The following is a 24,973-nucleotide window of genomic DNA, read 5'->3' as shown; positions in this document are numbered from 1 at the left end:
GCGCAGTCTAGGCGCAGGTTTTCCAGGTTCGCAAGGAGAAATTTAGACAATTGGCATGACCGGTCTTACCAGTTGCCGAAAGGCCCGGTCTTGAGCATTCGCGAAAAACGGTAAGGCTGTCTGTTGCCGGATGGGAAGTGGCTCATCTTTTGATGTCAGGTACATTTTTTTCGACAACGCTCAGGATGAAGGTGATTTTCGAGCGCTCTTCGGTTTTGCCCAGATAGACGTACGGCAAACTTCTGATTTTTATGCCGCCCAAGTAGTCGTGGCTTTCCAGTTTCAAACAAACGGGTGTGTGTTCGGCCTGTAAGTTGTCCCGGGTAATAGCGGTGCCATAACGGTCGAGGAGGACAAACTTGCTCGGGCTGTCAGTGTCTGGCTTAACGGCCTCGACAGTGTCCAGCCAGTGATTGCTGATCACCTGATTGAAATAGGGCCCCTGGTTTTTTACGGTAAGGATATAGCCGTCAGGGGTATGACCGAAGTGCAGCTTCAACGGCTTTATCCTGTCGCTCTGCTCGTTGATCCGGATGCCGAGCAGGTGGGATTGATCCCGTATTTGCGGACGTCCGGTATAAAAACCGCCGCTGAACAGACTGATGGTAGCCATCGCCGGTTTGCCGTACAGGTGTTCAAGAAAGCCGACTCTGTGGTCGAACATTCTCAATGTTGCAATGAAAGATTTTTCGATATTGCTCGTCATGACGAAACCCTTTTATCAAGTCGGGTTTCAGACTAAGCGGTTTTCATTTGTGGCGGTTTGCATGTGTGTTGCAAGAGTTTGGTTTGAAAAAAGGGATGAAAAGCCCCGCGGGACGGGATTAGCAGATTGCAGTTTTCTTCGGGTGGTATTGAGTTATCGGATGACTGGCCATAAAAAAACCGGCCAATGTTGGCCGGTTCTTTTATGCAGGTTAACGGGGCTTATCAAGCACCGTACACTGGCAGTTTCTTGCAGATGGCTTTGACTTTCTCACGAACGGCGTCGATCACCGCTTCGTTGTTCAGGTCAGCCAGGATGTCGCAGATCCAGCCGGCCAACTCTTTGCACTCGGCCTCTTTGAAGCCACGGGTGGTCACAGCCGGAGTACCGAAGCGCAGGCCGGAAGTCACGAACGGCGAGCGTGGATCATTAGGCACGGAGTTCTTGTTCACGGTGATGAACGCTTTGCCCAATGCGGCGTCGGCGTCTTTACCGGAGATGTCCTGCTTGATCAGCGACAGCAGGAACAGGTGGTTTTCAGTACCGCCCGAAACCACGTCAAAACCGCGCGCGATGAACACTTCGGCCATGGCCTTGGCGTTCTTCACCACTTGTTGCTGGTAAGCCTTGAATTCAGGCTGCAGCGCTTCCTTGAAGCAGATCGCCTTGGCCGCGATCACGTGTTCCAGCGGGCCACCCTGGGCGCCCGGGAATACTGCGGAATTGAGCTTCTTCTCGATCTCGGCGTTCGCTTTGGCCAGGATCAGACCGCCACGTGGACCGCGCAGGGTCTTGTGGGTGGTGGTGGTCACGACGTCGGCGAACGGCACCGGGTTCGGGTAGACGCCCGCGGCAACCAGACCGGCGACGTGAGCCATGTCGACGAACAGGTAAGCGCCGACCTTGTCAGCGATTTCGCGGAAGCGCGGGAAGTCGAGGATCTGCGAGTAGGCCGAGAAACCGGCAACGATCATTTTCGGCTTGTGCTCGACCGCCAGGCGCTCGACTTCGTCGTAGTCGATCAGGCCGTTGGCGTCGATGCCGTACTGGATGGCGTTGTACAGCTTGCCCGAGGAGGAAACACTGGCGCCGTGGGTCAGGTGACCGCCGTGGGCCAGGCTCATGCCCAGAATGGTGTCGCCAGCCGACAGCAGCGCCAGGTACACCGCAGCGTTGGCTTGCGAACCGGCGTGCGGCTGAACGTTGGCGTAATCGGCGCCGAACAGTTCCTTGGCGCGGTCGATGGCCAGTTGTTCAACCACGTCAACGTACTCGCAACCACCGTAGTAGCGCTTGCCCGGATAGCCTTCGGCGTACTTGTTGGTCAGGACCGAGCCTTGAGCTTCCATCACCGCTGGGCTGGTGTAGTTTTCCGAAGCGATCAGCTCAATGTGTTCTTCCTGACGCTGAGCTTCTTGCTCCATGGCGGCAAAAAGGTCGGCGTCGTACTTGGCAATAGTCAAATCACGGCTGAACATGGCGGTCCTCAAGGATCGGGGGCAGAAAAGGGGGCATTCTAACCCAACCGCTTTTAGAAGGGCTATGAAACACAGTCAGGTTGTGGATAAGCGGGCTTCAAGCTGCAAGCTGCAAGTCAAAAGCGCTTCGGCTTCCACTTGCAGCTTGTAGCTAACCTCTTGCAGCTCCTCTTCATGTTCGACTGACCTGAGCCGCCCGAAGCGGCTCAGGTCAGTCGAACATGAAGAGCGCATCATTGCTGAACTGCGCCTCGAACCGTCCCGCCGGCATCGGCCGGCCGAACAGATATCCCTGCACTTCATCGCAACCGTGCTCACGCAGGAAGTCCAGTTGCTCGTGGGTTTCCACGCCCTCGGCGATCACCGCCAGATTCAGGCTGTGGGCCATGGCGATAATCGCGCGGGCGATCTGCGCGTCCTGTTCGCCGGACGGCAGGCCATCGACGAAGGTGCGGTCGATCTTCAGCACGTCGATCGGGAATTGTTTGAGGTAGTTCAGCGATGAATAACCGGTGCCGAAGTCGTCGACCGCGATACTCAGGCCGAGGTTTTTCAATCCGGCGAGAATCTGCATTGCCTCGCTGACTTCGCGCATCAGGATACTTTCGGTCAGCTCCAGTTCCAGACACGCCGGGGGCAGGCCGGTTTCGCGCAGGATCGTAGCGATTCGCGTGCCCAACTGGCCGTCGGAGAACTGCCGTGCGGAAATGTTCACCGACACCTTCGGCACCCGCACCCGTTGCTGGTGCCAGGTTTTCAGCTGTCGACAGGCCTCGCTGATGACCCAGTCGCCAACATCCACCACCAGGCCGAGCTCTTCCAGCACCGGAATGAAATCCCCGGCGGTACCAGTCCGCGACGGGGATGGCGCCAGCGCAGCAGTGCTTCGGCGCCGGTCAGACGTTTGCCGTCGCCGCTGAACTGCGGTTGGTAATACAGGACGAATTCGTTCTGCTCCAGCGCATGGCGCAAATCGCTTTCCAGCTCCAGACGCTCCAGCGCACTGGCGTTCATGTCGGCCTGATAGAACTGGAAGTTGTTCTTGCCGCGTTCCTTGGCGTGGTACATCGCCGTGTCGGCGTTCTTCATCAACTGGCTGAGTTCGTTGCCGTCCTGCGGGCTCAACGCGATGCCGATACTTGCGGTGACGAAGAACTCACGACCCTCGAGCACGAACGGCCGCACCAGGCTGGCGAGAATCTGCTCGGCGACATGAATCGCCCGGTTCAGCGCCAGTTCGCGGTTGGAGCGATGCTGCAGCAGCAAGGTGAATTCGTCGCCGCCCATGCGCGCCACGGTGTCGTCGTCATCGACGCAGGCCAGCAGGCGCGTGGCCATATCCTTGAGCATGCGGTCGCCGGCGGCGTGGCCCAAGGAGTCGTTGATCGGTTTGAAACGGTCGAGGTCGAGGAACATCAGCACCACCCACGACTTCTGCCGTTCGGCCGCTTGCAGCGCGGTATGCAGCCGATCCTGGAACAGCGTGCGGTTCGGCAGGTGGGTGAGAGCGTCGTAATAGGCGAGGCGGTGGATGCGCTGCTCGCTGGCCTTGCGCTCGCTGATGTCGCTGAAGAAGCACACGTAACTGGCCAGATCGCCCTCGTCGTCGAGTACGGCAGTGATGCCGACCCACGCCGGGTAATGCTCGCCGTTGCGGCGCTTCATCCACACCTCGCCTTCCCAGGTGCTGTGCTCGTGCAACTGCTTGAGCACATAGCGCAGGTGGGCATCCTGCTGCTCGTCGACGGTGAGCATGTTTGGCAACTGGTCGAGGACTTCGCCGACGCTGTAGCCGCTGACCCGACTGAAGGCTTCGTTGGCCTGGACGATGTAGCCGGCCGGGTCGGTGATCAGGATCGCCGAGGTCGAGTGCTCGAATACCGTGGCGGCCATGCGCAAATCTTTTCGGCACGGCGCTGTTGACTGATATCGCGGCCGACGCCGAGCACGCCTTCGAACGCGCCGTGTTCGTCCCACACCAGCACCAGGCGCAGCTCGATCGGAATCTTGCGGCCGTCGGCGCGCAGGCAATCGAAGAGGAACAACTGCGTTTGCACCTGATTGCGCAACAATGCCAGTTGCTCGGGCTTGTCCAGCGCTTTGCTGACGCGGTCCATCAGCGCGTAGATGCCGTTCAATTGCCCGGGGTTGGCGATGGTCGATTGCCAGCCGTTCTGGAAAATCCACTCGGCGTTGTAACCGAGCACGGCTTGCACCGAGGGGCTGACATAGTTCAGCGAGAGCTTGCTGTCAGTGGAGAAAATCACGTCGCTGATGCTTTCGGCGAGCATGCGGTAGCGCTGCTCGCTGTCACGCAGCGATTCGCTGGCCTCGATCTGTTCGGTGATGTCCTTGGCCACACCGATGATACGCGTGACCTGATCGTGCTTGTCCCGCGCCAGCGCCTGTTCACGGATGTCGAAGCGCCGCCACTTGCCGTCGCGATGGCGGAAGCGCAACTGGCATTGCAACAACTGGCTGTAACCGGCGTGGCGCTGCAACTGCCGCGAACGATGGTAATAGTCGGCGTCTTCCGGGTGCAGGAGGATTTCCCAGAAGTACTCGCCCATCTGATGCAGTTCGGTGCGGTTGTAGCCCAGGGTCTGGCCGAGGTGGTGGTTGCTGAAAATCATCCGCTGGCTGATCACGTCCTGCACATACAGATGATCCGGAACGGTGCGCACCACGTCCGACCAGAAACCTTCACGCTCCAGCAGCGACAGCTCGATCAGCTTGCGGCTGGTGATGTCATTGATGCTGAGGATTACGGCTTTATAGTCGTGCTGCTCGCTCGGCAGGCGCAGGACCATCCACAGGTGCTGGTCGCGACCGTTGCTGTTGGGCAGTTTGATTTCCAGTTCCAGCTGCTTCTGCTGCTGCAGGACGGCGTCGAGGATCTGCTGACCGATCGCGCATTGCGGATGACGCTGGCCATCGATCAGCAGTTGCCAGGCATCGTCGCAGGAATGCACGTCGAGCAGTTGCAGGGCGACCTGATTGACCTCGGTGACGCGCATTTCCGCAAGCAACTGCTGGCGCTGCTGCGGCTGGTCGAGCCAGGCCTTGAGCTGGTCGCTGGTCTGGATCTGCGCCTTGTCGAACATCTGCTTGAGGCCGGAAAGGTCGAGTACGCACAAGGCCACACCGGTGCCTTCGAAAATATCCTGATAGCGCCGCCGACCTTCATGCACTTGGCGCTGGCGCCGACGCATGTTCAGCAGCGCGATCACTGGCAACATCGAGAACGCCAGGCCGAGCAGGCATTTGCCGATGAACGCCGGCAGCAATTCTTCCAGTACGCGCTGGCGGTCGAACAGCCCGCGCAGTTGCCAGTCGCTACTGCTCAGCGGCACGGTCAGCACGGTGTTGGCGACATCGTCGGGCGTCAACCCGCCAGCCTTGTTTGACGGCAGCCCGGCCTCGCGGCTGATGATCTGGTGGTTGAGGCGGTTTTCCACCAGCCACAGCGGGCGCAGGGCGGTGGCGTCCTGTTTGGTCAGCGAATCGAAGAAGGTCGGCGTCAAGCGCAACGCCCAGTAACCACGACTGCTGCCGCTGGCCTGATGCAGCAGCAGATGCACCACCGAGCCGTCATCGGCATTGCTGAAGTAGTGCGCCTGGGCGCGGCTGCGGCGCACCAGTTCGGACAGGTAATCGGCGTCGGAGCTGTCAGTGGCGCTGTCGCTGATGATCCGGCCGGAGGGCGAGAGCAGGGCCATGCTGCGCAGGTCGGGCAGCGAGCGTTGCAACTTGCGCAGGAGCATCTGCTGTTCGTCGGCGGTTTGCGGTTGTTCGACGATCGGTAGCAGGTTGAGGGCGATTTGCGCGTTCAGCGCCATGTTCAGGCTGACCTGGGCGGCAAGGTCGGCGGTGTAATCGATGGTGTACTGACGCTGATTCTTCTGGGTTTCGCGCAATTGATCGAGCAGTTGCCAGAACAGCAACGCGAGCAATAACAGCACGAGGGTGGCCAGCGCACCCTTTAATGTTCCGCGCAGGGGCGAGCCGGGCGCCGGTGGGGTGCTGCTCACAGAGGCTGGCGGAGTGACATTGGTCAAGCTGTGATCCTGCGATTTGGCTGGACTGGCGCGACGTGCACTATAAGCCGGACGCCCGAAGGGCGGCTAGCATGCCTTGACTCGTGGCTAAGTGCCAGCCCTCTCGGCTGGACTGCCATCGGTCATTCAGGTAGCTTTGCCGGTTAGACGGGGCGTTCCAGCCCCTACAATCAGACTTTTTCCAGCGCGCACGCATTGATCGTGATCAAGTGAACGACGCGCACAGTCTGGCCAGGCGTCGCCTGCGCTCCAATCATTCATCTGTCACTGACCCAAGGTTTTCCATGGCTCAATACGTCTTCACCATGCATCGGCTGGGCAAAGTTGTTCCGCCGAAGCGGGAAATTCTCAAAAACATTTCGCTGTCCTTCTTCCCCGGCGCCAAGATCGGCGTGCTCGGCCTCAACGGTTCGGGTAAATCCACGCTGCTGAAAATCATGGCCGGCGTCGATACCGAGTTCGAAGGTGAAGCACGTCCGATGCCAGATTTGAACATCGGTTACCTGCCGCAAGAGCCGCAACTCGATCCTGCCAAGACCGTGCGTGAAGTGGTCGAGGAAGCGGTCAGCGTGATCAAGGATGCACAAGCGCGTCTGGACGAAGTCTACGCAGCCTACGCTGACCCGGACGCCGACTTCGATAAGCTCGCCGCTGAACAGGCCAAGCTCGAAGCGATCCTGCAGGCCAGCGACGGCCATAACCTCGAGCGCCAACTGGAAGTCGCCGCCGACGCGCTGCGTCTGCCGGCCTGGGACGCGAAAGTAGAACACCTGTCCGGTGGTGAAAAGCGCCGTGTCGCCCTGTGCCGTCTGCTGCTGTCCGCTCCGGACATGTTGCTGCTCGACGAACCGACCAACCACCTGGACGCCGATTCGGTGGCGTGGCTGGAGCATTTCCTCCACGATTTCCCGGGCACCGTGGTTGCGATCACGCACGACCGCTACTTCCTCGACAACGTCGCCGGCTGGATTCTGGAACTCGACCGCGGCGCGGGCATTCCTTACGAGGGCAACTATTCGGGCTGGCTCGAAGCCAAGTCCGATCGTCTGGCCCAGGAATCCAAGCAGCAGTCGGCTCATGAAAAAGCCATGAAAGAAGAACTGGAATGGGTGCGCAAAGGCGCCAAGGCCCGCCAGTCGAAATCCAAGGCACGTTTGCAACGCTTCGAAGAAATGCAATCGCAGGAATTCCAGAAGCGCAGCGAAACCAACGAGATCTACATCCCGGCCGGTCCACGCCTGGGCGACAAGGTCATCGAGTTCAAGAACGTCACCAAGGGCTACGGCGATCGCGTGCTGATCGACAACCTTTCGTTCTCCATGCCGAAGGGCGCCATCGTCGGCGTGATCGGCGGTAACGGTGCCGGTAAATCGACGCTGTTCCGCATGCTGATGGGCAAGGAAACCCCGGATTCGGGCAGCATCGAAATCGGTGAAACCGTGCAGCTGGCCTGCGTCGACCAGAGCCGCGAAGACCTCGACGGCAGCAAGACCGTGTTCCAGCAGATTTCCGACGGTTCCGACCAGATCCGCATCGGCAACTACGAGATCCCGTCGCGCACCTACGTCGGTCGCTTCAACTTCAAGGGCGGCGACCAGCAGAAGTTCGTCAAGGATCTGTCCGGCGGTGAGCGCGGTCGTCTGCACCTGGCGCTGACCCTGAAGGAGGGCGGCAACGTCCTGCTGCTCGACGAACCGTCCAACGACCTCGACGTGGAAACCCTGCGTTCGCTGGAAGAAGCCCTGCTGGACTTCCCGGGCGCCGCCATTGTGATCTCCCACGATCGGTGGTTCCTTGACCGTGTCGCCACGCACATCCTGGCGTACGAAGACGACTCGCAAGCGGTGTTCTTCGAAGGCAACTACACCGAGTACGAAGCTGACCGCAAAAAGCGCCTCGGCGAAGCAGCGGCCCAGCCTCACCGGGTACGTCACAAGAAACTGGCCTGATGTCGGGTTGGTTACAGAAAGAGCGGAGCCTTCGGGCTCCGTTTTTTTGCCCCGGTTTTTTTAGCGGGACCGAGGTGGATTCATCGCTGGCAAGCCAGCTCCCACAGGGATTTTGTGACGCCGCTAAAACTGTGGGAGCTGGCTTGCCAGCGATGGCGATATAACTGCTGGTGCGTGATCTGAATCCGATCTCACCATTCAGGTGCAAAACTGGTCAAAAAACAAGGCTGATTTATATCCTGTGCACCATTTAATTTCATAACTGCGACATTTTGCTCTGTTCCTGTGCGTAATTCGTTTGTTACAGTCCGGCCCAATCTCCTCCAACGACAATAAATTTGCCGAGACTTTGCCCATGATCGAAACCGTCGAATCCTTCCTTGCGCGCCTGAAAAAACGCGACCCCGACCAGCCCGAATTTCACCAGGCTGTCGAAGAAGTCCTGCGCAGTCTGTGGCCATTTCTTGAAGCCAATCCGCATTACCTGACTTCGGGGATTCTCGAGCGCATCTGCGAGCCGGAGCGTGCGTTGGTGTTTCGGGTGTCGTGGGTCGACGATCAGGGCAAGGTCCAGGTCAATCGCGGCTTCCGTATCCAGATGAACAGCGCCATCGGCCCGTACAAGGGCGGCTTGCGTTTTCATCCGTCGGTGAACCTCGGCGTGCTGAAATTCCTCGCCTTCGAGCAGACCTTCAAGAACTCGCTGACCTCGCTGCCCATGGGCGGCGGCAAGGGCGGTTCGGATTTCGATCCCAAGGGCAAGAGCGACGCCGAAGTCATGCGTTTCTGCCAGGCGTTCATGAGCGAGCTGTACCGCCACATTGGCGCCGACGTCGACGTGCCGGCCGGTGACATCGGCGTCGGTGCGCGGGAGATCGGTTTCCTCTTTGGCCAGTACAAGCGCCTGAGCAATCAGTTCACCAGCGTCCTCACCGGCAAGGGCATGACCTACGGCGGTAGCCTGATTCGCCCGGAAGCGACCGGTTTCGGCTGCGTGTACTTCGCCGAAGAAATGCTCAAGCGCCGTGGGCAGACCGTCGAAGGCAAGCGTGTGGCAATTTCCGGTTCTGGCAACGTTGCGCAATATGCGGCGCGCAAGGTCATGGATCTGGGCGGCAAAGTGATCTCGCTGTCCGACTCCGAAGGCACGCTGTATTGCGAAGCCGGTTTGAGCGAAGAACAGTGGCTGGCGCTGCTGGAGCTGAAGAACGTCAAACGCGGGCGCATCAGCGAACTGGCGAGCGCCCATGCTCTGGAATTCCGCGCCGGCCAACATCCGTGGTCGTTGGCGTGCGATATCGCATTGCCCTGCGCAACACAGAACGAACTCGACGCCGAAGCCGCACGCACGCTGCTGCGCAATGGCTGCGTCTGTGTGGCCGAAGGCGCGAACATGCCGACTACGCTGGAGGCTGTGGATATCTTTATCGAGGCCGGCATTCTCTTTGCGCCGGGCAAAGCGTCGAATGCCGGCGGCGTGGCCGTGAGTGGTCTGGAGATGTCGCAGAACGCCATGCGCCTGCTGTGGACGGCGGGCGAGGTCGACAGCAAGCTGCACGCGATCATGCAGTCGATCCACCACGCCTGCGTGCATTACGGCGAAGACAACGGTCAGGTCAATTACGTCAAGGGCGCGAACATTGCCGGCTTCGTCAAAGTCGCCGATGCGATGTTGGCGCAAGGCGTGGTTTAAGCCGGTTCGATGCGGATCACTTCGATCAGTTGATCGCCGGCAGGTCGCTGCCACAGCACCTCATCGTTGAGCCGGGCGCCGAGTAAGGCCCGGCCCAGCGGTGAGGCCCAGTTGATCAGGCCCTGACTGGCGTCGGCCTGATCTTCGCCAACCAGTTGCACGCGGTGTTCAGTGTCGTGTTCGTCGGCGAAGGTCACCCAGCTACCGATTTGGACCTTGTCGGTGGAGGTCGCAGCGACTGCAACTTGGGCGCTGCTCAGGCGTTGAGTGAAATAGCGCAGATCCCGTTGCAGATCGGCCAAGCGTTGCTTGTCGGCCTGCTCGCCCTTGGCCGTTTGCTCGGCGTGCAGGCTCTGCAACTCGGTGACCTTCGCCTGCAACTGCGCCAGACCTTGCGGGGTGACGTAGTTGGGCTGCGTGCTGACCTGACGTTCGACCGGCTGATCGGCCTGTGCGGCGGCGTTGTCTTCGTTGACGAATGCGCGACTCATGAAGTCCTCCTGTTAAAGGATTTGGGCCATCATTGCCGGCATTTGGTTTCAATGGATGTCTGCAGGCGACCTATTGCGAGCGATAAGCCCGCCCGGCGCCCTGGTCCTTCTGCTGCTGCCAGGCGCGCTCGCGTTCGTCCCAATGCTCGTTGCGATACTGTTCGCGATCCTTGTTTTCGAGCATCGCCTGACATTGGCGGAAGCCGTCGACCCAGCCGTCGGCGTATTGCTGGTCCTTGAGATAGCGCGGCACGTTCTTGCGAAACTCGCCGCTGATCGAGCCCGCCGCTTGCCGGCCGCTGACGCAACCGTCATCGAAACCGTCGGCGAAGGCCGGTGGATAACCCTTGGCGATCAAGTCTTCATGGGTGGTCTGGCAACCGCCCAGCGCCAATACAACGCCCAACAACCCCACGCACCGCCACATCGCACTCTCCCGCGCCGATACTCGGCTCATAAGGAAAGTCTAGAAGGGGATCCATGAGGCGGCTGTCGAAGGCCTGTGAAAAATCCATTGCACACCACAAAGCCCTGTGGAGCGAGCTTGCTCGCGAAGGCGTCCTGTCAGGCGATTCTAATATCGACTGACCCACCGCTTTCGCGAGCAAGCTCGCTCCCACATTGGTTCTGTGTTGTGTTCGAAGTCAGTAGTGATACCACTTCACTTCCAGCATGACTTCCGTTTCCGGGCTGGCGAGCTGGCTGAATTCACGCTGTGCAGTCAGGCGCAAACCGAGGTTGCGCGACAGCTCCCACTGCTGATTCAGGCTCAGGCTGCGGCGCACTTCACCGTTGAAGAAGTAGTCGCCCTTGGCTTCCAGGCTCAGATTGCCCAGCGGGTTTTTCCACAGCACACCGGTGTTGAAGCCACCGGCCGGGAAACAAACTCGGCGAAGTCATTGTTATGTTCCACGCGCACCGTGCCGAGGGCAAAGCCGAGCACGTCTTCGCCCAATTGCCAGGTACCACCACCGCCACCGTTGACATGGCTGACCAGTGTTTCGTCGTCATGCTTGCCCGGCACCCGCTCCAGGCCACCGGTGACTTGCCACGACAGCGGTTGCAGCAGCTCGTTGCGCGGGGTCAGCGAACGAATGGTCGCCAGATCCAGTTGCTGCAACTGCCAGTCATTGCCTTCGTATTGGCGCAGCTTCAGTTGCAGGATCTCGATCTGTGCGCCGAGGGAAAGCTCTCTGCGTTGTCGTTAAGGTCGTGATAGGCCATGCGCAAGCCGTATTCGCCAAATGCACGATCGCCGCGCGTACCGAGGCCGGCCTGCCAGGTGCGGGACTCGTGGCCATCTTCGGGCAGACCGGGTTGCGGTATTTCCAGCTCCGGCGCCGGGTTCTTGTTGATCGCCCGCAGCAGTTCGAAACTGCGCTGCGCCCGCTGTGGGTCGCGTTCCTGGCCATTGGCGCGGTAGCGCTCCAGACGATAGGCGGCATCGACGATCAACGCCTGACGCGCGCGAGGCAGCGCCTTGAACGTCGGCTCCTGCAACACCTTCTGATCGGCGCTGACCTTGAGCACCCATTGCTGTTCGTCATCGCTCAACGGCTCGGCGCGGCTGAGCAGTTCACGTTCGCGGGACGGGCGATATTCGATGTGCTCGACCAGCCCGGCCTCTTTCACCGCTTTGACGGTGTCGGTCGGGATCGCGGTGAGCGGGAATTGTTCGGTCAGGCGCAGGCTCGGCCGCGCCACTTGCAGCAGTTCCAGCAAACGATACGAGCAATTTTCGTCGAAGAAGAAGTAGTCGAACTGGATCTGCTTGAGCTCCCACACATGTTCGACCATGCGTGCGGTTTCTTCCTGAGTCAGATTGAGCCGGTATTCCCACAGATCGCGGTTTTCCAGGCTGCGGTATTCCGAGAGTTTTTCCTGATACGGCACCAGCGCGAACAGCCCCGGGTAGCCGCCCATCAAGCCTTTCCAGGCATACAGAATGCTGTTGTCCGAGCCTTCGATGTAGGCACCGAAATTGATCGCATAGCTGAGCAGCGAGGTCTTGTCGGCCTGCACATCCGCCTGATCGATGCGCAGCAAAGTGTGGCCGAACATCGACGAAGGACTGTTGAGATACGCCGCCGGGAAAATCATCACCGCGCTGTGCGGCGAGACATCCTTGAACCATTTCTTGTATTCGGCGCATTCCGGCGTTGGCAGGTCGGAGAGGGTGAGCTGCGCTTTCAGCCAGCGGGTACGCGCCGGGTATACGCATTGTGCGTGTTGCTCGCCGAGGCTGGCCGGGGCGTACAGCGCCTGCACGGTGGCGGCCAGTTCGCGGTCCGGATGCTCGTTGCCGTCGGGGGCGAGAAAGAACTTCTTGTCGCTGACATAGCTGCGCCAGCCGCCGAGTTTGGCGGTTTCGTAATGACCGAGGGAAATCCAGAAGCGGTCGTTGGCCAGTTGCTGCAAACGTTGAGGATCGATGTGAGGCGCGGCGGACAGCGGGGCGCAGACACAGAGCGCCAGCCAGGCAAGGCGTTTGAGCATAGGTGGCAACTTAAGTCGAAAGAAAACAAATCCCGGATCGGGGGTAATCACACACCCTGTGGCGAGGGATTTATCCCCGCTGGGCTGCGAAGCGGCCCCATAAGCTGTGTCACCAATGCATCGGATACATCGCATGCATAGGTTTTACGACTGCTTCGCAGCCGAACGGGGATAAATCCCCTCGCTACAGACTGTATTCAAAATAAAACCCGCTTCCCGAAGGAAGCGGGTGGGATCGAGCTTAAGCCTGAGTTGCGTACTTGGCCAGACGTGGGTCCGATTTCAGTACTGCCAGGGTGTTGGTATGCACGTCTTCAGCGGTCACGTCAGCTTTGCTGAAGATCTGCTGGAAGTGCTCGTGGGTCACTTGGGCGAAGTGTGCGCGGTCTTCCGGTGCTACGCCCAGTACCACGGCATAGGTGGTCAGCGCTTCGCCGTTGCCTTTGGCCATGTCTTCGGACAGCTCGTTCATCATGCCATTCATGGCGAACCAGGATTTGCCGCCATAAGTCAGGGACGCGTTGGTCGAGCAGCCGTTGGTGCCGGAGGTCATACCGAAGGTAGCGTTACCGGAAGTGCCGTTGGTGGTGGAAGCAAGGAAGTGCGCCGGGGTGCCACGCTGACCTTCGAACAGCATGTTGCCCCAACCGCAATCCGGGCCGCCCGGGGCTTGCGCCATTGCGTTGATGGATACAGCGGTGAAGAGAGTACCGAGAAGAATCCGTTTCATAGCTTTGTTCTCTTTATGTGCATACCAATGGACAGGGTTCTGGCCTTTCGTACTCTGCCCGAGGACAGCGCCGAAAGTGTCAGTGGGCCGGTATTAGTTCCAGCCGCGCAGTTTGGAGTTTAGGCACGTTCCAGCGGTTCCGTGACTTTTTGCAAAATATTTGGAATAAACCTCTGATTTATCGGGACGCGTCGGCCGGCCGCGCGCTTGTCTATGCTTTGTCATGTGGCGCGCCTTGCCAGTGGGGCACGGGCAGCGCCAGAATGCCGCTACCTGCCCCGCCTGATTGTTAAGGAAGCCCGATGCCTGATCCTGTTGCTGCCAGCCTGCGTCTTGCGCCCGAAGCGCTGACTCGTCCGTTTTCCGCTGAACAGTTCAGCTTCACTACCACCAATGATCTGGAGCCCTTTCGCGGTGTGCTCGGCCAGGAACGCGCGGTCGAAGCCTTGCAGTTCGGTGTGGCCATGCCACGCCCCGGTTACAACGTATTCGTCATGGGCGAGCCCGGCACCGGCCGTTTCTCGTTCGTCAAACGCTACCTGAAGGCCGAAGGCAAGCGCCTGCAGACCCCGGCGGACTGGGTCTACGTCAACAACTTCGATGAGCCGCGCGAACCGCGCGCACTGGAGCTGCCATCGGGCACGGCGGCCTCGTTCATCGGCGACATCAACGGCTTGATCGACAACCTGCTGGCGACCTTCCCGGCAGTCTTCGAGCACCCGTCCTACCAGCAGAAAAAGCGCCATCGACCGCGCGTTCAATCAGCGCTACGACAAGGCGCTGGACATCATCGAGCGCCTGGCCCTGGAAAAAGACGTCGCCCTGTACCGCGACAGCAGCAACATCGCCTTCACCCCGATGCTCGACGGCAAGGCCCTGGACGAAGCCGAATTCGCCCAGTTGCCGGAAGCCGAGCGCGAGCGTTTTCACAATGACATTTCCGGCCTCGAAGAGCGCCTGAACGAAGAGCTCGCCAGCCTGCCGCAGTGGAAACGCGAGTCGAACAATCAACTGCGCTCGCTCAACGAGGAAACCATCACGTTGGCGTTGCAGCCATTGCTCGCGCCACTGTCGGAAAAGTACGCAGAGAACGCTGCGGTCTGCGGTTACTTGCAGGCCATGCAGGTCTACCTGCTGAAAACCGTGGTCGAGCAACTGGTCGATGACAGCAAGACCGACGCCGTGGCGCGCAAACTGCTCGAAGAGCAATACGCACCGAGTCTGGTGGTCGGGCATCCGGCCAGCGGCGGTGCGCCAGTGGTGTTCGAGCCGCATCCGACCTACGAAAACCTGTTTGGCCGCATCGAGTACACCACCGATCAGGGCGCGCTCTATACGACCTATCGACAGTTGCGCCCGGGCGCGCTGCATCGCGCCAATGGCGGTTTCCTGATACTTGAAGCGGAAAAAATGCTCAGCGAGCCGTTCGTGTGGGACGCGCTGAAACGCGCCCTGCAATCGCGCAAGCTGAAAATGGAATCGCCGCTGGGCGAGATGGGCCGCTTCGCCACCGTGACCTTGAATCCGCAGCACATTCCGCTTCAGGTCAAAGTCATCATCATCGGCGCGCGGCAGCTGTATTACACGCTGCAGGACCTCGATCCGGACTTCCAGGAAATGTTCCGTGTACTTGTCGATTTCGACGAAGACATTCCGATGGTCGACGAAAGCCTCGAGCAATTCGCCCAGCTATTGAAAACCCGCACTTCGGAAGAAGGCATGGCGCCGTTGACCGCCGATGCGGTGGCGCGTCTGGCCACTTACAGTGCACGGCTGGCCGAACATCAGGGGCGCTTGTCGGCGCGCATTGGCGATCTGTTTCAACTGGTCAGCGAGGCGGATTTCATCCGTCATCTGGCCGGCGATGAAATGACCGATGCCGGGCACATCGAACGTGCGCTGAAAGCCAAGGCTACCCGCACCGGGCGGGTCTCGGCGCGGATTCTCGACGACATGCTCGCCGGGATCATCCTCATCGACACCGATGGCGCGGCAGTCGGCAAGTGCAACGGGCTGACGGTGCTGGAGGTCGGTGATTCGGCGTTCGGCGTGCCGGCGCGGATTTCCGCCACGGTGTACCCGGGTGGCAGCGGTATCGTCGACATCGAACGTGAGGTCAACCTTGGTCAGCCGATCCACTCCAAAGGCGTGATGATCCTCACCGGTTATCTGGGCAGCCGTTACGCGCAGGAATTCCCGCTGGCGATCTCGGCGAGCATTGCGCTGGAGCAGTCGTACGGTTACGTCGATGGCGACAGTGCGTCGCTGGGCGAGGCATGCACGCTGATTTCGGCGCTGTCGAAAACCCCGCTCAAGCAATGTTTCGCTATCACCGGTTCGATCAACCAGTTCGGCGAAGTGCAGGCGGTCGGTGGGGTCAACGAGAAGATCGAAGGTTTCTTCCGTCTCTGCGAAGCGCGTGGCCTGACCGGCGAACAGGGCGCGATCATTCCCCAGGCCAACGTCGCCACGCTGATGCTCGATGAGAAAGTCCTGGCCGCCGTGCGCGCCGGGCAGTTCCATGTGTATGCGGTGCGTCAGGCCGATGAAGCGTTGAGCCTGCTGGCGGGCGAACCTGCCGGTGAGCCGGATGCCGACGGCGAATTCCCCGAAGGCAGCATCAATGCGCGAGTGGTCGAACGCCTGCGCGACATCGCCGAGATGGTCAGCGAAGAGGACTTGAAAGAGGCCGAAAAGGAACTGGCGCAGGAGGCTCTCGCCGAAGCCAAACCGGCCTGATCAGTTCACGCCAGACCCTGTGGGAGCGAGCCTGCTCGCGAAAGCGCTGTATCAGTCGACGAATGAGCTGGCTGATCCATCGTCTTCGCGAGCAGGCTCGCTCCCACAATGCTTTTCCAGATTGATCTCTGCGGGGATCTTCGTGGAATGTGTCACGACTCTGACGCCAAACTTCACACAATGACCATTCGGCGCCTTCTGGTTCCATTTGGCTTGCGCAGGACGCTTTTCTTCTATTCTCAGGTCAAGGATATCGACAGTATCACTGGATCGAGCCAGTCCTCCCGTGGGGGCTGAATACCGGCTTTACCGAGGGTCGCCGCCATGTCGCGCAACCTCTGTCTCACCCGTCAATGCCTGGGTCTGGTGACCCGGATCGAATGCGCCGTCAAGCCGCTGGCCGGCGACAACGGCATGTGGACGCTGCTCTTCGCGGCCGGCATGGCCGGCGAACAACCTTCCGCGATCAAAGCCCAAGGCCCGTTCCACGGCCCGGTGGCGGCCGAGTCGATTCTCGACACGATTGTTGAAAGCCTGACCTTGCACGGCTACGAACTGGCCGATGATCCGCAGATCTGGAGCCTGCACCTGCAAGCTCAGTTGCGGCAGATCAACGGCGGCCGGGGTCGCAGTCTCAACGGTTAAGGCGCCGTCTGGTCCGCCGGCGCCTTGTCGAGCTTGACCTCAAAGCCGTATTGCACGGTCGCGAGGTCGGTGCGCTGATAGGTTTCCACGCGAGTCGGGCGACCATAAAAGTAGTGCACGCCAAGCAGCGCCGGGCCTTCGGTGCTGGCGTCGTGGCTGACCGAAAGAATCTGCTTGAGGTAGTGGCCACTGTCGTCCTTGACGAAGAAACGCCATTCGTTGGCCGGGAAGGTTTTCAGGTCGACCACCAGCGTGTTGTCCTTGATCGCCAGGCCTTTGGGCAATGCGTGCGCGTCGTAGGATTGCTTCGCCACTGTCGCCAGGAACAACGGCATCGAACCTACGGCAATCGCCGGGGTTTCCGGAAACAGAGTCAGATCATAAGTAATCGTCGCTTGCAGCGGATCGACCTGGTACGCCTCGGGCGGCAGTTCGATCGGCTCGTCGAGTTTGCCGCCGCGCTTTTCCGTGAAGAAAGTCACCGGGCTGACGCCGGGATTGAGTTCGTCGCCGAGCAGTTCGTCATTGAAGGTGCGGCGGTGGGAAAACTCGATCCGCGCCGCGCTCGGCTCTTCCACCGATTGATGAATGCGCACGCCGGCCTTCAATTGTTCCTCGGTCAGGTCCGCGCCTTTGAGCCAGTTGGCGGCGAGATCGTCATACACCACAACTGGCAGGTCCAGCGGCTGCACGGCTTTGGCCGTGGTGTGCGGATTGAAGGTGCGCACCGGCAGGTCCAGCGGTTTGCGCGTCACCGTTGCCGAGGAGAAATCCAGCACGCTGACTTCCAGCGTGTCGATCGGGCCGTGGAAATACACCTTGTTATAGCGACGCGGGTGTTCTTTCTCGAAGGCTTGCTGGTCGTCGCTGAGCTGTTTTTCCAAGGTGTCGCTCCAGCTCGTTTGCTTCTGTAGCTGAGCCAGTTGTTGCTGATAAAACTCCACCTGCTCCGGGCTTTCGTTGATCGAACCGGCGCGCACCAGGTATTGGCCGCTGGCATCGCGGGCCTGAACGATCAGCGGATTGATCCGGGTTTCGGCGACTTCTGCGGCCAGCGGCAGGCTGTTGCTGACTTCGACCTCGGCATAGTTCTTTTCCAGTTTGAGCAGTTTGACGCTGAGGTTATCGTTGGTGCGAGTCTGGCCGACGTCTTTCTGTGTCAGGTCGAAACTGTACAAGCGACGCGGCGCAATGACTTCGATCTGGCCTTGCAGGCTGACCGGTTGCGGCAGGCTTTTCTTCTCGACGTTGAGGCCATCGATAAACGGGTAGGTCACCGTCAGGTCATCGGGATTGGTCACGTTGGAACTGGACGGGCTGAGCTGAATGCCCGGATCGGTTTCCGACCACTCCGGCTGCCAGGCGATCACGCGTTTGTTGCTCAGCGTCACCGAGTGCCACTCGATGCCGTGCGGAAACAGGAAACCGCCGGGAATGTTCAGGTTGAACGGGAATACCGGCTGCAGATCGGTGAGGTAATCGGAGCTGGCGTCCTTGTGCAGCACGAACAGGCCATTGATAAAGGTATCGACCAGCGCTTGCGGGGTAGGGTAGTGCTTGAGCACGGCGAGGGCGTCGGCGCCGTATTCGGTGTGCGGGGTGATGTCGTCGAGCTTGAGTCGGGCCCTTTCGAGCAACAGCAGCGAACCGCCGAGTTCGGTGATGGCGTCCTTGAGCTTCGGGTCGCTGATCGCGTCCAGTGACTGTTCGAAGGTGGCGGTCTTTTCGTCGAGGTTGGCGACGTGCTTTTCATCGCTCGGCGAGCAACCGCCGATGAGTAAAGCAATGCAGAATCCGGCAGTCGTCAAGGCTGATCGCACATCCATTTCCACGCGTCCTGTCCACTGTCATTGGGCTGTCAATGCTTTGGACACTAGCAGAAAAAATTTGTCACACACACGCAGGTAGCGGATTTTCCGGCGGTTTCTGGCTGTCACAGCGGGCTGTTATACTCGCCGCCATTTCCAGCCCCTTGTGTGAGAGTCAATGGAACGCTTTATCGAAAATGCAATGTACGCCACCCGCTGGCTGCTGGCGCCGATCTACATCGGCCTGTCCCTCGGTCTGCTGGCGCTGGCATTGAAGTTCTTCCAGGAAATCATCCATATCCTGCCCAATGTCTTCGCCATGGCTGAATCGGATCTGATCTTGGTGCTGCTGTCGCTGATCGACATGGCGCTGGTGGGCGGTCTGCTGGTGATGGTGATGATTTCCGGCTACGAGAACTTCGTCTCGCAACTGGACATCGACGAAGGCAAAGAGAAGCTCAGCTGGCTGGGCACCATGGACTCGTCGTCGTTGAAGATGAAAGTCGCGGCGTCGATCGTGGCGATCTCCTCGATCCACCTGTTGCGTATCTTCATGGACGCCAAGAATGTCGATCCCGAGCACCTGATGTGGTACGTGATCATTCACATGACTTTTGTGGTGTCCGCGTTTGCCATGGGTTACCTGGACAAGGTCACCAAGCACTGATCAGCCGATCTCTGCAAAAGAGCCGCCCGTCTGTTGCGAAACGGACGGGCGGTTTTGTTTGTGGCTTGTGCTTTCAAGCGCACCGGCCTATCCCTGTAACGGTGCGATTCGCCACGGTGTGAGGTGCTCCCATGAACCTACAAGAGTTGAATGCGTTTGCCATCGCCGGCAAGGTCGATGAGTTGAATCTGATTTCCATGGAGGGCGGGATCTATTTGCTGGAAGCACGCATGCACGGCGCGGCTCATCCGCTGCATGATCCGCTGGGGAAAACCCTGACTCTGCGCTCGGTCGAGCACGCGCGGGACGTGCTACACGCGTTTCCGGTGCTGCCGTTCAATCTGGTCCACACCTCGGTGCACGATGAAATGTGCGGGCTGGGCGGTGGCATCAATGAAAGCCTGAAAGTGCCGCTGGCCTGGCGTTCGGCCCTGTAGGCCCGGCCCCAACCCCGGGTATCTGTGCTAGTCTGCTCGCCCTTTTGGTTCCGGGCGCGCCGGGACGCGCTGTGCACGCACGGCAAGTCCTGAGGCCGTCCGCACAGCGGAGCAGTGTCATGTCCGAAGTAAATCTGTCCACCGACGAAACCCGCGTCAGCTACGGTATCGGCCGTCAACTCGGCGACCAGCTGCGCGACAACCCGCCACCGGGTGTCAGCCTGGACGCGATCCTGGCCGGTCTGACCGACGCTTTCGCCGGCAAGCCAAGCCGTGTTGGCCAGGAAGAGATGTCCGCCAGCTTCAAGGTTATCCGCGAAATCATGCAAGCCGAAGCCGCTGCCAAGGCTGAAGCCGCGGCTGGCGAAGGCCTGGCCTTCCTCGCCGAAAACGCCAAGCGTGACGGCATCACCACCCTGGCTTCCGGCCTGCAATTCGAAGTACTGACTCAGGGCGACGGCGCCAAGCCGACCCGTGAAGACCAGGTGCGTACGCACTACCACGGCACCCTGATCGACGGCACGGTGTTCGACAGCTCCTACGAGCGCGGCCAGCCTGCAGAATTCCCGGTTGGCGGCGTGATCGCTGGCTGGACCGAAGCCCTGCAACTGATGAATGCCGGCAGCAAATGGCGCCTGTACGTGCCGAGCGAACTGGCTTACGGCGCCCAAGGCGTCGGCAGCATCCCGCCGCACAGCGTTCTGGTGTTCGACGTCGAGCTGCTCGACGTTCTGTAATACCGAGCCTGCCTTGGTGGCGGGCTGAAAAATGTGGAGCGAGCTCGCTCGCGAAGGCGGTTTTTCAGTCGACTCATTCGTTGACTGATTTACCGCTTTCGCGAGCAAGCTCGCTCCCACAGGTTTTTAATGCTGCTCATATTTCGATCTTGTTGTGCAGCTCACTGGTCGGGCGCAACGCCCGGGCATAGCAGAACAGGAACAGATTGCGCACCAGCTCCTTGAGCACTAGCGGCTCGCTGGAATTGAGGCTGCTGACGTCCAGATCACCTTGATCCTGCAACTCATGCAAGGCTTCTTCTTCAAGTACCGCACAGACTTCGCCGGTTTCCCGATGGAGGATCCTGAGGTAAGGGTGTGGGCGATCCAGCCAGGCGTCGATCAAATAAGTCATGGGTCTCATCTCCTTGAAAGGTTTCAATGAGAATAATTCTTATTCATCAAATAGCAAGTGCCTATTGGCGGATCGTGGATTTTTCCGGGTAAAGGTTGTGTCAGGTCAAAATGGCTGGCTGATGGCCATGCGCGGATTCATTGAGCTGAAGCGGGGAAGGCAAAGCTCCATCCCACGGCTGGCGCGGGATGGCTGACGCAAGGCTCAGACTTTTCTGACGAACTCGGATTTGAGCTTCATCGGGCCGATGCCGTCGATCTTGCAGTCGATGTCGTGATCGCCATCGCACAGACGGATGTTCTTGACCTTGGTGCCGACCTTGACCACCAGCGATGTGCCCTTGACCTTCAGATCCTTGATCACGGTGATGGTGTCGCCGTCCTGCAGGACGTTGCCGACCGAATCTTTCTTCACGGCATCATCGGCCGCCACTTCGGCTTCGCCGCTGGCAGACCACTCGTGGGCACACTCGGGGCAGACCAGTTGGGTACCGTCTTCGTAGGTGTATTCGGAATTGCATTTCGGGCAGGGTGGCAACGTGCTCACTAAGGTTCCTTGGGTATCAGGAGGGCTAAAGGGCGCACATTGTATAGGGTTTTATCTTTTCAGACAGTCAAAAGCAAAAGATCGCAGCCTTCGGCAGCTCCTACGGTGATGTGCAGGAGCTGCCGAAGGCTGCGATCTTTTGATCTTGTTTCAGCAATATCAGTGCGTGCGGGCTACCGCGAACTCGCTCAGTTCAACCAGTGCATCGCGATATTCGCTGGCCGGCAGCGCCTCGAGGCACTTGATCGCGCGGGCTACGTAATCGCGGGCCAGTTGCGCGGTGTACTCCAGCGAGCCGGACGCTTCGACGGCGATGCGGATGCTTTCCAGGTCTTCGATCCCGCCTTTCTGGATCGCCTGACGCACCAGTGCTGCCTGTTCGGCGGTGCCTTCGCGCATGGTGTAGATCAACGGCAGGGTCGGCTTGCCTTCGGCCAGATCGTCACCGACGTTCTTGCCCAGAGTTTCCGCGTCGCCTTTATAGTCGAGCAGGTCATCAACCAGCTGGAACGCCACACCCAGGTGATCGCCGAAGGTGCGCAGGGCTTCGCTCTGCTCGGCGGTCGCGCCAGCCAGGGCGGCGGCGCTGTGGGTCGAGGCTTCGAAGAGCATCGCGGTCTTGCCGCGGATGACTTCCATGTAGGTTTCTTCGCTGGTGCTGGCGTCACGCACCTTGGACAGCTGCAACACTTCGCCTTCAGCGATGATGCGTGTGGCCTGGGAGAGAATCTTCATCACCGGCATCGAGCCCAGTTCGACCATCATTTCGAACGAGCGCGAGTACAGGAAGTCGCCGACCAGCACGCTCGGGGCATTGCCCCACATGGCGTTGGCGGTCGAGCGGCCACGACGCATGCCGGACATGTCGACGACGTCGTCATGCAGCAGGGTGGCGGTGTGCAGGAATTCGATGGTGGCGGCCAGCAGGCGCATGTCGTCGCCTTCGCGACCCAGGGCCTTGCCACACAGCAACACTAATAAAGGACGCAGGCGTTTGCCGCCGGCCGACGTGATGTAATCGCCGATTTTCGATACCAGCGGCACTCGAGACGTCAGCTGCTTCTTGATGATGCCGTCGACGGCGCTAAAATCGTCCGCCACCGCGCGGTAGAAAGCTTAGGGTTGCATCAGCGAGAGTCGCTCCAGAAGGGTTGCGCGGCATGCTAGGACCCCCGTCCAGACCTGTCAAGGCGCGATGGACGGCCACTTGCGCGAGGCAGATTGCTTGCGTACAATCGCGCACCCTGAACTTCCTGGGCAGCACCTGCCTTACGCAATTGCACTTGGGCCGTTCCAGCCCCATGCAGCCATGCCAGCCAATACCTCTTCTTATAAAGAGCTGGGTGAGCAGGATTATCGGAGAAATACCATGTACGCAGTAATCGTTACCGGCGGTAAGCAATACAAGGTCGCTGAAGGTGAATACCTGAAGATCGAAAAACTGGAAATCGCTACCGGCGAATCCGTGACTTTTGATCGCGTTCTGCTGGTCGCCAATGGCGACGACGTGAACATCGGCGCACCAGTTGTTGCTGGCGCAACCGTCAAGGCTGAAGTGATCTCCCAAGGTCGTCACGATAAAGTCCGCATCATCAAGTTCCGTCGTCGTAAGCACCACATGAAGCGTATGGGCCACCGCCAGTGGTTCACCGAGATCAAAATCACCGGTATTCAGGCTTAATTACAGCCTAATTCCTCACTAGGAGAATTGAACTCATGGCACACAAAAAAGCTGGTGGTAGTACCCGTAACGGTCGCGACTCAGAAGCCAAACGCCTTGGCGTGAAGATGTATGGCGGCCAGGTCATCAAGGCCGGCAACATCATCGTGCGTCAGCGCGGCACCCAATTCCACGCTGGCTACGGCGTTGGCATGGGCAAGGATCACACTCTCTTCGCTAAAATCGAAGGCGTGATCAAGTTCGAAGTAAAGGGCGCCTTCGGTCGTCGTTACGTGAGCGTAATCGCGGCTTAATCGCGAGATCGCTGGAGAAGCCCTGTCTTGCGACGGGGCTTTTTCGTTTGTGGGGTGAGTCTCTTGCAAAGCTGTTTGTATGGGCTGTCGGCGTGCGATGCAGGTCGTGTCTTGGGGTCGCTGCGCTCATTTTTGCAAGAGTCTTATGTCTTGATTGTTTTTCGGCTCGTCCGTACGGCGAGAGGCGTTGGTTATGAAGTTTGTTGATGAAGTATCGATTCGCGTAAAGGCCGGTGACGGTGGCAACGGTGCCATGAGTTTCCGCCGGGAAAAATTCATTGAAAACGGCGGCCCGAACGGCGGTGATGGCGGTGACGGCGGTTCCATCTACATGATGGCCGACGAAAACCTCAACACCCTGGTCGACTACCGTTACACCCGTCACTTCGATGCCGAGCGTGGCTCCAACGGTGGCAGCACCGACTGCACCGGCAAGAAGGGCGAAGACCTGATCCTGCGCGTGCCGGTCGGCACCACCGTGATCGACTCTGCCACTCAGGAAGTCATCGGCGACCTGACCAAGGCTGGCCAGAAGCTGATGGTCGTGCAGGGCGGCTGGCACGGTCTGGGCAACACCCGTTTCAAATCCAGTACCAACCGTGCACCGCGTCAGACCACGCCAGGCAAGCCGGGCGAGCAGCGCGACCTGAAACTGGAAATGAAAGTGCTGGCCGACGTCGGTCTGCTGGGCTTGCCGAACGCCGGTAAAAGTACCTTTATCCGTTCGGTCTCGGCCGCCAAGCCGAAAGTCGCCGACTACCCGTTCACCACGCTGGTGCCGAACCTGGGTGTGGTCAGCGTCGATCGCTGGAAGAGCTTCGTCATTGCCGACATTCCGGGTCTGATCGAAGGCGCTTCCGACGGTGCCGGCCTGGGCATTCGCTTCCTCAAGCACCTGGCGCGTACGCGTCTGCTGCTGCATCTCGTCGACATGGCGCCACTGGATGATTCCAGTGCGCCGGACGCGGCTGAAGTGATCGTCAACGAGCTGATCAAGTTCAGCCCGTCGCTGGCCGAGCGTGATCGCTGGCTGGTGCTGAACAAGTGCGACCAGATTCTTGAGGAAGAGCACGATGCTCGCGTCAAGGAAATCGTCGATCGCCTGGAGTGGACTGGTCCGGTGTACGTGATCTCGGCCATCGCCAAGATCGGTACCGAGCGTCTGTGCCACGACATCATGCGCTACATGGAAGATCGTGCCGATCGCCTCGCCGCAGATCCTGCGTACAAGGAAGAGCTGGCCGATCTCGATCAGCGCATCGAAGACGAAGCCCGTGCGCAGTTGCAGGCGCTGGACGACAAGCGTGCCCTGCGTCGCAGTGGCGTGAAGTCGGTCCATGACATCGGCGACGATGACTGGGACGAAGAAGATGTGGATGACGAAGACGGTCCGGAAATCATTTACGTGCGTGACTGATCCGTTGC

The 24,973-nt window shown here is 59.6% G+C and carries 18 protein-coding genes and 3 pseudogenes; 10 read left to right on the top strand and 11 right to left on the bottom strand.

All coding sequences use genetic code 11. The annotated features are described in order from the left end of the window. Positions 1-142: 142 nt before the first annotated feature. From LJU32_00510 to morA, 3 genes and pseudogenes are all read right to left on the bottom strand, one after another. On the bottom strand, positions 143-706 hold the full coding sequence (locus tag LJU32_00510; protein ID WKV89043.1) for a hypothetical protein: 564 nt from the start codon (positions 704-706) through the stop codon (positions 143-145). Positions 707-930: 224 nt separating this feature from the next. Continuing rightward, complete coding sequence (locus LJU32_00505) at positions 931-2,184, bottom strand: serine hydroxymethyltransferase (protein ID WKV89042.1); 1,254 nt, start codon at positions 2,182-2,184, stop codon at positions 931-933. 211 nt (positions 2,185-2,395) lie between these two features. Continuing rightward, positions 2,396-6,242, bottom strand: a pseudogene (gene morA / locus LJU32_00500) (cyclic di-GMP receptor MorA). A gap of 284 nt (positions 6,243-6,526) precedes the next feature. Between morA and ettA the strand changes: the two are divergent. Beyond that, positions 6,527-8,191: an energy-dependent translational throttle protein EttA gene (gene ettA / locus LJU32_00495; GenBank protein ID WKV89041.1), complete on the top strand. Its 1,665-nt coding sequence runs from the start codon at positions 6,527-6,529 to the stop codon at positions 8,189-8,191. Between the two features lie 355 nt (positions 8,192-8,546). Continuing rightward, positions 8,547-9,884, top strand: a complete 1,338-nt coding sequence (gdhA, locus tag LJU32_00490; GenBank protein ID WKV89040.1) for an NADP-specific glutamate dehydrogenase — start codon at positions 8,547-8,549, stop codon at positions 9,882-9,884. Here the strand turns inward: gdhA and LJU32_00485 are convergent. The 4 genes and pseudogenes from LJU32_00485 to LJU32_00470 form a co-directional block, all read right to left on the bottom strand. Continuing rightward, positions 9,881-10,375 (bottom strand): GreA/GreB family elongation factor, encoded by a 495-nt coding sequence (locus LJU32_00485; GenBank protein ID WKV89039.1) that lies wholly within the window; start codon positions 10,373-10,375, stop codon positions 9,881-9,883. The genes gdhA and LJU32_00485 overlap by 4 nt on opposite strands. A gap of 70 nt (positions 10,376-10,445) precedes the next feature. Further along, the gene (locus tag LJU32_00480; GenBank protein WKV89038.1) at positions 10,446-10,802 is read right to left on the bottom strand and encodes a hypothetical protein; all 357 of its coding nucleotides are present in this window, start codon (positions 10,800-10,802) and stop codon (positions 10,446-10,448) included. A gap of 217 nt (positions 10,803-11,019) precedes the next feature. Beyond that, positions 11,020-12,871: pseudogene (locus LJU32_00475) on the bottom strand (DUF4105 domain-containing protein). A gap of 241 nt (positions 12,872-13,112) precedes the next feature. Continuing rightward, positions 13,113-13,601, bottom strand: coding sequence for a DUF3015 domain-containing protein (locus LJU32_00470; GenBank protein WKV89037.1), 489 nt, complete (start codon positions 13,599-13,601; stop codon positions 13,113-13,115). A gap of 302 nt (positions 13,602-13,903) precedes the next feature. Here LJU32_00470 and LJU32_00465 point away from each other — a divergent pair. Further along, a pseudogene (locus LJU32_00465) lies at positions 13,904-16,340 on the top strand (AAA family ATPase). A gap of 324 nt (positions 16,341-16,664) precedes the next feature. Beyond that, positions 16,665-16,985 (top strand): hypothetical protein, encoded by a 321-nt coding sequence (locus LJU32_00460; protein WKV89036.1) that lies wholly within the window; start codon positions 16,665-16,667, stop codon positions 16,983-16,985. Here the strand turns inward: LJU32_00460 and LJU32_00455 are convergent. Continuing rightward, positions 16,982-18,811: a hypothetical protein gene (locus tag LJU32_00455; protein WKV89035.1), complete on the bottom strand. Its 1,830-nt coding sequence runs from the start codon at positions 18,809-18,811 to the stop codon at positions 16,982-16,984. The genes LJU32_00460 and LJU32_00455 overlap by 4 nt on opposite strands. Before the next feature lie 160 nt (positions 18,812-18,971). On the opposite strand from LJU32_00455, the gene LJU32_00450 reads away from it, so the two are divergent. From LJU32_00450 to LJU32_00440, 3 genes are all read left to right on the top strand, one after another. Beyond that, entirely contained in the window at positions 18,972-19,460 is a 489-nt protein-coding gene (locus LJU32_00450; protein WKV89034.1) for a TIGR00645 family protein, read from the top strand. A gap of 131 nt (positions 19,461-19,591) precedes the next feature. Then, the gene (locus tag LJU32_00445) at positions 19,592-19,897 is read left to right on the top strand and encodes a DUF6482 family protein (GenBank protein WKV89033.1); all 306 of its coding nucleotides are present in this window, start codon (positions 19,592-19,594) and stop codon (positions 19,895-19,897) included. 119 nt (positions 19,898-20,016) lie between these two features. Continuing rightward, positions 20,017-20,634 carry an FKBP-type peptidyl-prolyl cis-trans isomerase gene (locus tag LJU32_00440; GenBank protein WKV89032.1) on the top strand — a complete coding sequence of 206 codons (618 nt, stop codon included), beginning with the start codon at positions 20,017-20,019 and terminating at the stop codon, positions 20,632-20,634. 136 nt (positions 20,635-20,770) lie between these two features. On the opposite strand, the gene LJU32_00435 is transcribed toward LJU32_00440, so the two are convergent. The 3 genes from LJU32_00435 to LJU32_00425 all read right to left on the bottom strand — a co-directional run bounded on the left by LJU32_00435 (position 20,771) and on the right by LJU32_00425 (position 22,675). Then, the gene (locus LJU32_00435) at positions 20,771-21,028 is read right to left on the bottom strand and encodes a hypothetical protein (protein WKV89031.1); all 258 of its coding nucleotides are present in this window, start codon (positions 21,026-21,028) and stop codon (positions 20,771-20,773) included. A gap of 204 nt (positions 21,029-21,232) precedes the next feature. Beyond that, positions 21,233-21,574: an alkylphosphonate utilization protein gene (locus LJU32_00430; GenBank protein ID WKV89030.1), complete on the bottom strand. Its 342-nt coding sequence runs from the start codon at positions 21,572-21,574 to the stop codon at positions 21,233-21,235. Between the two features lie 159 nt (positions 21,575-21,733). Then, positions 21,734-22,675: a polyprenyl synthetase family protein gene (locus LJU32_00425; protein WKV89029.1), complete on the bottom strand. Its 942-nt coding sequence runs from the start codon at positions 22,673-22,675 to the stop codon at positions 21,734-21,736. A gap of 268 nt (positions 22,676-22,943) precedes the next feature. On the opposite strand from LJU32_00425, the gene rplU reads away from it, so the two are divergent. The 3 genes from rplU to cgtA all read left to right on the top strand — a co-directional run bounded on the left by rplU (position 22,944) and on the right by cgtA (position 24,965). Next, positions 22,944-23,255 carry a 50S ribosomal protein L21 gene (rplU, locus tag LJU32_00420; GenBank protein ID WKV91012.1) on the top strand — a complete coding sequence of 104 codons (312 nt, stop codon included), beginning with the start codon at positions 22,944-22,946 and terminating at the stop codon, positions 23,253-23,255. A gap of 35 nt (positions 23,256-23,290) precedes the next feature. Next, entirely contained in the window at positions 23,291-23,548 is a 258-nt protein-coding gene (gene rpmA / locus LJU32_00415; protein ID WKV89028.1) for a 50S ribosomal protein L27, read from the top strand. Positions 23,549-23,741: 193 nt separating this feature from the next. After that, positions 23,742-24,965 carry an Obg family GTPase CgtA gene (gene cgtA, locus LJU32_00410; GenBank protein WKV89027.1) on the top strand — a complete coding sequence of 408 codons (1,224 nt, stop codon included), beginning with the start codon at positions 23,742-23,744 and terminating at the stop codon, positions 24,963-24,965. Positions 24,966-24,973 lie beyond the last annotated feature (8 nt).

Origin of the sequence: Pseudomonas sp. B21_DOA (genome assembly GCA_030544685.1) — a bacterium.
GTDB classification, from domain to species: domain Bacteria; phylum Pseudomonadota; class Gammaproteobacteria; order Pseudomonadales; family Pseudomonadaceae; genus Aquipseudomonas; species Aquipseudomonas fluorescens_AO.
The sequence above is the reverse complement of the archived record's forward strand: the minus strand, read 5'-3'. Positions and strand labels throughout refer to the sequence as shown.